Origin of the sequence: Trinickia sp. (assembly GCF_051954495.1) — a bacterium.
Lineage (GTDB): Bacteria > Pseudomonadota > Gammaproteobacteria > Burkholderiales > Burkholderiaceae > Trinickia.
Window position 1 is genome coordinate 1 of record NZ_JBQCHR010000070.1, and the last position, 7,355, is coordinate 7,355.

The following is a 7,355-nucleotide window of genomic DNA, read 5'->3' on the forward strand; positions in this document are numbered from 1 at the left end:
CCCCGCCGGGCCCCCCGACGAACGCGAGCAGCGGCTCGACGCGCTGAGCATACGGCTCATTCACGACGCCACGCTGACCGGGGGCGGCACGCTCTCGCATGGCCGTGGACGGTTCGATCTGACGGCGCGCGCGCTCGATTTGGCGACGCTTACACCCTACGTGCGGCCGACAGCGCTTTCCGGCCCGATCGGCATCGCCTTCGATGCCGCCGCGCAATCGGTGTCGCTCGATCTGAACGACGCACGGGCGCGCCTGCGTGCAAGGGCTCATGTCGCTTTGGAGCGCGGCCGCATTGCGTTGCATGACCTGCGGATCGACGCGGGAGATGGCCGCCTGGAAATGAAGGGGGGGCTCGCTCTTGACGCACACCAAAGCTACGAGCTCGGGGCCACGCTGACGAACTTCGATCCGCGGCTCGTGGTGGCGGCCGAACCACCGGCCAGCGCCATGCCGTCTCGCGGCGCCAAGCGTCCCGGCTCCATGCGCTCCGGGGCCAAGTCTGCTGCGGGCGAAGCCGCGGCAAAACCTGCGCGCTCGGCCCTCGAGCTGCCGGAAGCGCGCGTGACTGGCCGTTTCAGCGCGGTCGGCGCGCTTGCCCCATCGTTGTCGTCGAAACTGCGCTTCGACCTCGGCGACAGCCTCTACGATGGGTTCCCGCTCACGGGACGGGGGACAGTGGAAGTCGTCGGCACGCGACTCTTGCCGAGCGACGCGACGCTTTCGATCGCCGGCAACGACGTCGATCTGCACGGCAGCTTCGGCGGACCCGGCGACCGCCTGCGTTTTCATGTGAATGCGCCGCGCCTCGACCGGCTGGGTTTCGGCGTCGCCGGCACCGTGCTCGCCGACGGGGACCTGACGGGCTCGCTCACTCACCCCGACGTGACGTTGCGCTACGATGCACGCAGTTTGGCGTTCGGCGAGAACCGTGTGGGCGCCGCGACCGGCAGCGCGCGGATTCGCGACGGGGCGACCGGCGCGCTCGAACTGTCGACCGACGCGCGCGACGTCCACGCGGGCGCCGTCGATCTGACCACGCTGACCGCGCATGTGACGGGCACGCGGGCGAAGCACGCTTTCGACGCCCAGGCGAAAGGGGCGGTGCGCGGCCGCGCCATCGACACGGCGCTCGCCGGCACGGGCGGCGTGACCGACACGCGCGATGGCCCGCGCTGGGATGGCACGTTGGCGCGTCTCACGAACCGCGGCCTGCCGTCGCTCGAGCTGCAAGCGCCGCTCGCGCTGTCGGTCAGCGGGGCGCGCTCGACGCTCGGCCCGACACATCTCGTCATCGAGGGCGCGACGCTCGATCTGAAATCGTTCGTCTACGATCGAGGGGCCATCAGTTCGGCCGGCAGCGCATCGAACCTCTCCGTGGCGCGTTTTCTCGCCATCCGCCAGACGTTGACGGGTACGCCCTCGCGCGTCTCGAGCGATCTCGTGCTCGGGGCCGATTGGGACTTCACGTTCGGACGCACCGCCAGCGGGTACGCTCGCATCGAGCGCCGCAGCGGCGATGTGACGATTTCGACGGGCTACGGCTCTTCGGCCCTGGGCGTGACGGCGCTCTCGGCGCGGGCCGACTTCGAAGGCGGCCGCACGCTGACGGTGCGCGCTCGCGCCGCCGCGAGCCGCATCGGCACGCTCGATGCGAACGTCAGCGCCGGGCTTACCCCCGATTCGACGCGCGGCGGGCTGCTCGAGCTCGGCGCCGACGCGCCGTTGTCAGGCAAGCTCGCCTTCGACGTCCCCACGCTGAAAACGACGGGCGGGTTGTTCGGCCCCAGCTACGTGCTCGACGGCCATCTTGCGTTGAACCTCGCGTTGGGCGGCACGCGGGCGAAGCCGACGGCATCGGGCGCACTCGTCGGCGACGATCTTTCGGCCACGCTCGTCGATCAGGGCGTGCAGTTGAAGGAGGGCATCGTGCGCGTCGCGTTGACTGAAAACCTGGTGGACCTGCAGCGCGTCGAGTTTCATGGGGGCGACGGCACCTTGCGGGCGACGGGGCAAATCCGGCTCGACCGGGCCGAACCCGACCTGACGGCACGCATCGTGGCGGATAAGCTCGAACTGCTCGCGGCGCCCGATCGGCAACTGTCGCTGTCGGGCAGCGCGACGATGGCGAACGGCGGCGCGGGCGGCGGTCTCGACATCGACGGCAAGTTCAGGGTCGATCACGCGCTGTTCGATCTGCCCGAGCAACCGGCGCCGCGGCTGTCGGACGACGTCGTCGTCGTGCGCGACCACATGCTCGTGAAGGGCGCACGGCCAAAGCCGAGCGAGCCGACCAACAAGCCCGTGGGGCGCTTCGCGCCGCGAGCGAGCGTGGATGTCGACTTGGGCAACGATTTCCGCTTTCGCGGCAGGGGGGCAGATCTGGGGCTGCGCGGCACGGTAACGGCGCTGTCGGCCCCCAATCAGCCGCTGCGAGCCATCGGCAATGTACGTGTGACGGAGGGTTCGACCTACACGAGCTTCGGCCGCAAACTCGCCATCGAAAACGGCTACTTCACGTTCAACGGCCCCGTGGCGAACCCCGGCATCAATATTCTCGCGATGCGCCGCAATCAGGAAGTGGAGGCCGGTGTGCAGGTGACGGGCACCGTCCGTTCGCCCACCGTCAAGCTAGTATCGGAGCCGAACGTGGCGGATAACGAGAAGCTCTCGTGGTTGCTGTTCGGGCACGGCACCGACCAGGGCAACAACTTAGGCCAGCAAAGCTCGATGACGACGGCGCTCGCCTTGCTCGGCAGCGCAACGGGCAAACGCGTCGCGCAGACGTTCGGGCTCGATGAGTTTTCGGTGGGACGCAGCGAAGTGGGCTTGACCGATTCGCAAGTGGTGATGTTGTCGAAGGCGATCAACGAGCGGCTCGTGCTGGGTTACGAGCAGGGCTTGCAATCGGCGAGCAACGCCTTCAAAGCGACGGTGAACCTATCGCGCTTCTGGTCGATCGCGCTCTATACCGGCACCTTCCAGGGCCTCGACGTCAACTACACGCGCCGCTTCGACGGTTGGCGCGGTCGCCATTGAGGCAGGGCGCGCACCGAACGGATTCGGCGCACGCCCGGGCCGGGGTGGGCTTCAGCGTACGCGCATGCCCGGCTTCGCGCCGCTATGCGGTTCGAGGATATAAAGGCCCGGCTCGGCCTTCTCGTCGGCGCTCGACGCGGCCAGCACCATCCCTTCGGACAGGCCGAACTTCATCGTGCGCGGCGCGAGATTGGCGACCATCACGGTCAGCTTGCCCACGAGATCCTCGGGGCGATAGGCCGACTTGATACCGGAAAACACGTTGCGCGTCTTTTCCTCGCCGACGTCGAGCGTCAATTGCAGCAGCTTGTCCGACCCTTCCACGGCCTTGCAGTCGACGATGAGCGCGACGCGCAGATCGATTTTCGCGAAGTCGTCGATCGAGATCGTCGCGCTGTGTTCGGCGTTCGCGGGCGCGGCGGCCGCCGCCTTCGACTCGGTTTTGGCGCGGGTCTTGGTCGACGCCGCCGCGGTCGCGGCTGCCTGCGCGCCCGTTTCCGTCGGCTGCAGCGACGTGCGGTTCGCCTCGACCAGCGCTTCGATCTGTTTCGGGTCGATGCGTGTCATGAGATGCTGGTAAGCGTTGATGGGCTGTTTCGAGGACAGCGGCGTGTCGGCGTCGGCCCAGGAGAGCGGGGCGATGCCGAGAAACGCCTCGACCTTGGCCGCCAGCGCGGGCAGCACGGGCTTGAGCGCGATCGTGAGCAGCCGGAATGCTTCGAGGCTGACGGTGACCGTCTCGTGCAGCGCGACCGCGTTGGCCGGATCTTTCGCCAGATCCCACGGTTTCGCCGTATCGACGTAGCCGTTCACGGCGTCGGCCAGTTCCATCGTCTGACGCACCGCGCGGCCATATTCGCGCGCTTCGTAATGCGCCGCGATCTGCGCGATGGCCGCGCGAAGCGTGGCGAGCAGCGGGTGGTGCATCGCGCTGTCCTGCACGCGCGCGTCGAAGCGCTTGATGAGAAAGCCCGCCGCGCGGCTCGCGATGTTGACGTACTTGCCCACGATGTCGCTGTTCACGCGAGCTTGGAAATCCTCGAGATTCAAATCGAGATCTTCCATCGTGGCGTTCAGCTTGGCTGCGAAGTAGTAGCGCAGCCATTCGGGGTTCAAGCCGGTTTCGATGAAGCTGTTCGCGGTGATGAAGGTGCCGCGCGATTTGGACATCTTCGCGCCGTCGACGGTCAAGAAACCGTGCGCGAACACGTTCGTCGGCGTGCGGTAGCCTGCGAATTCGAGCATCGCCGGCCAGAACAGCGTATGGAAATACAGAATGTCCTTGCCGATGAAGTGGTATTGCTCGGTTGCGGAGCCGGGTTTGATCCACGCCTCGAAGTCGAGCCCGCGTTGGGCGGCGAGGTTCTTGAAGCTCGCGTAGTACCCGACCGGCGCGTCTAGCCAGACGTAGAAGTACTTGCCCGGCGCGCCCGGGATTTCGAAGCCGAAATACGGCGCATCGCGGGAGATGTCCCAATCGCCGAGCTTGGCGTCGCCGGCGTCGCCGAGCCACTCGCGCATCTTGTTCGTCGCTTCGGGCTGAGCGAGGCTGCTGACCCATTCGCGCAGGAAATTCTCGCAGCGCGCGTCGGAGAGCCGGAAGAAGTAATGGGTGGACTTGCGCCGCACCGGCGTGGCGCCCGAGATGGCCGAATACGGGTTGACGAGGTCGGTGGGCTGATAGGTCGAACCGCAGACTTCGCAGCTATCGCCGTATTGATCCTTGGCGCCGCACTTCGGGCATTCGCCCTTGATGAAGCGGTCCGGCAGGAACATTTCCTTGACGGGGTCGTAGGCTTGCTCGATTTCGCGCGCGTCGATGAGCCCTGCCTGCTCCAGACGGCGGTAGATCGTCTCGCATAGCTCGCGGTTTTCCTCGGAATCGGTCGTGTAGTAGTTGTCGAACGAGACGAGGAAGTTGCGCAGATCGCGCGTGTGCTCGCCCCAAACTCGATCGATGAGCTGCTTGGGCGTGATGCCTTCTTTCTCCGCGCTGAGCATGACCGGCGTGCCGTGCGTGTCGTCCGCGCCGACGTAGTAGACCTCGTGGCCGTGCATTCGCAGCGCGCGCACCCAGATATCCGTCTGGATGTACTCGACCATGTGGCCGAGGTGGATCTGTCCGTTCGCATAGGGCAAAGCGGACGTCACGAGGATGCGGCGGCGGGCGGCGCCCGGGCCGGCTTGCGCGGCTGAATGAGGGGCGGATACGGTCATGAGCGTATAAAAGGAGGGACTGCTTGAGGGAAAGCGACGATTTTAACAGGCACGCGCCGTGCCGACGGGCGGGACCGTGCGGTTCGGCGGGGGTTAAAGGCGTGCGACAGCAGCGCAGGCCGAACGCGCTATTGGCGGGATGAGACTGGGGCGTCGTCACGGGCACGCGTGGCACCCGAGAGGCCGAATACGCGGATCGGTTCCACGGAGCATCGGCCGACGTCCCATTCCATGCGAAGCGCCGAAAGGAATTGCTTGGGCATGCGCTCGCCTTCGTCCGCCAGGATTGTGGCCATCGCGTCGGCGATGCGCTCGATCACGACCCCAGGTTGCTGAACATGGCACACGTTGCGGCCGAACGCGAGCAGTTCGTCCCGCGTCGGATACGAAACGGCTTTGTTCAACTTCAACGCCATGGTCCGGTCCGCAGTCTCGATCCCCGTTCTTTGATTTTCGTAGCGATAGACGGATGTCGTCACCACGTCGAAGAGCGGGGAGAGGCGAGGAGGCTCGTCGGCAGCCGGGTGGTCGTAAATCAGGCCGAAGTTCTTCAGATGGGCGTCGCCATTGCGCACCATCACGGACAGCGAGAAGTATTCGAAAAAACGCGCGAGGCTCTCGGCGGAATTGCTGCCGCAATTCATGCTGATCGCCAGCGCGACCTTTTCATAGCTGCTGCTGTACTTGAAGTTCGGTTGCAAGTGATTCTTGCCCATCAGAACCGCCATATCTTCGAAGCCGAGTTGCGTGTTCCTTGGCACGTTCACGTCGAAGCGCTCCATGACGAACAGGGTTTGATCGTCGGAGATCCAAAATTGCGGGGCCTCGATACCTGCGTGCCGCGCGGCGCTCATGCACAGATACTCGTTCACGGGCAGATGCGGATAGTCATCTCCGGCTGCCTTCAAAATGAGACTGGGCGTGGTTGCGGTCGTCTTCTCATCGACCTTGTCGCCCACAACCTTGTCCGCATCCGGAATCATCACCTTCGGCTGAAAGCCCGAAATGCCCGATTCGAGGTACGTTTCAACGAGATGCTCGAACAGCCCAGCGTGACTGCCGGTACTGAGGAGCGTTGCCAGGCCTATTTCGGCTCGTTTTCCTCGCGCGGTCTTGCCGGACTCACTGAAGCGGAGCCGACCGATCTGGTTGTTCCCCGTGATCGCGAGTAACGCCATGTCGTCGAGCTGCACGTGTTTGAACGCCCGCTGGATCCGTTCGAGCAAAAAGCCTTCCGGCCGGTTCATGGAGAATGCCGGCAACATCGGCGTTTCGGCGTAGGTTTCGGCGCGCAGCGGCATGGTCAGCGACACCTGCCGTGCAGGTTCACGCGTACCGTAGGCGAACACATGCCGCGATTCCTTGATGAGCGTGCCGGCACTGCCTTGCGGCGTGGCGACGGCCAACTCGCGCACCCTATTGCTCGTCATCGAAGATCTCCTTGATCTGATCGTAGTCGGGCCGTGCCGAAACGATGGAAAGGCCTTTCCCTAGCGCGGTGAGCGCAGCCAGGACATGATGCAGCCCGACGTTTTGCCCAGATTCCAATTGAGTGATCGTGAATCGGGCGACACCGGCTTTCTCTGCCACCCATTGCTGAGTGCGCCCTTGTGCTTTGCGTTCGCGCCGAAACGCATCGCCAAAATCTGGAGCAAAGAGCAAAGGGAAAGTAGGCTTGATAAGGGGATCTTTGTATGACATAACTTACATTCATGTCAGTTATTGTTGTAAATGTAAGTTATACCAGTCAAAAATTCAAGGCCATCTTGCCGAAGCAGTCCACGCCTGTTGCGGCGTGGGTTAGCCCGAGGCATGCTCGGCCCGTCCCGGGGGGGAGTGCTGTCGCCGACGCGGCGAGCGCGGATCTGCGCGCAGGGACGAGATGAGGTGTGACAAGTGGGCAGCCGCGATGATGCCCGGTGCAGGGCAAGAGACAAGCGGCAGAGCTTGCCGAAGCTGCAAAAAAAAACCGGGGCGTTCGGCCCCGGAGCAACACCGACAAGAGGAGAATGGTGACGCAGCGGCGTGTGCCAGCCACGTACCGTACATAGAGACAAACAAAACGCCGACGAGTTCGAAAAATTTTTCGTTTCGTTTACCG

Annotated in this window: 4 protein-coding genes; 1 reads left to right on the plus strand and 3 read right to left on the minus strand. The window is 64.6% G+C overall.

Annotation, left to right across the window (positions count from 1 at the left end):
• A partial coding sequence (locus ACTHNR_RS10330) for a translocation/assembly module TamB domain-containing protein (RefSeq protein ID WP_440547504.1) occupies positions 1–3,037 on the plus strand: 3,037 nt, incomplete at its 5' end.
• Positions 3,038–3,088: 51 nt separating this feature from the next.
• Here the strand turns inward: ACTHNR_RS10330 and metG are convergent.
• From metG to ACTHNR_RS10345, 3 genes are all read right to left on the minus strand, one after another.
• Positions 3,089–5,254 (minus strand): methionine--tRNA ligase, encoded by a 2,166-nt coding sequence (gene metG / locus ACTHNR_RS10335; protein WP_440547506.1) that lies wholly within the window; start codon positions 5,252–5,254, stop codon positions 3,089–3,091.
• A 128-nt stretch (positions 5,255–5,382) separates the two neighbouring features.
• The gene (locus ACTHNR_RS10340) at positions 5,383–6,684 is read right to left on the minus strand and encodes a type II toxin-antitoxin system HipA family toxin (protein WP_440547507.1); all 1,302 of its coding nucleotides are present in this window, start codon (positions 6,682–6,684) and stop codon (positions 5,383–5,385) included.
• Positions 6,671–6,955 (minus strand): helix-turn-helix domain-containing protein, encoded by a 285-nt coding sequence (locus tag ACTHNR_RS10345; protein WP_440547508.1) that lies wholly within the window; start codon positions 6,953–6,955, stop codon positions 6,671–6,673. Before ACTHNR_RS10345 ends, ACTHNR_RS10340 begins: the two co-directional genes overlap by 14 nt.
• Positions 6,956–7,355: the final 400 nt, after the last annotated feature.

Excerpts from the sequence above, each read along its gene's own strand:
- ACTHNR_RS10345 (WP_440547508.1), bottom strand. The coding sequence starts at position 6,955 with ATGTCATACAAAGATCCCCTTATCAAGCCTACTTTCCCTTTGCTCTTT.
- metG (WP_440547506.1), bottom strand. The coding sequence starts at position 5,254 with ATGACCGTATCCGCCCCTCATTCAGCCGCGCAAGCCGGCCCGGGCGCC.
- ACTHNR_RS10340 (WP_440547507.1), bottom strand. The coding sequence starts at position 6,684 with ATGACGAGCAATAGGGTGCGCGAGTTGGCCGTCGCCACGCCGCAAGGC.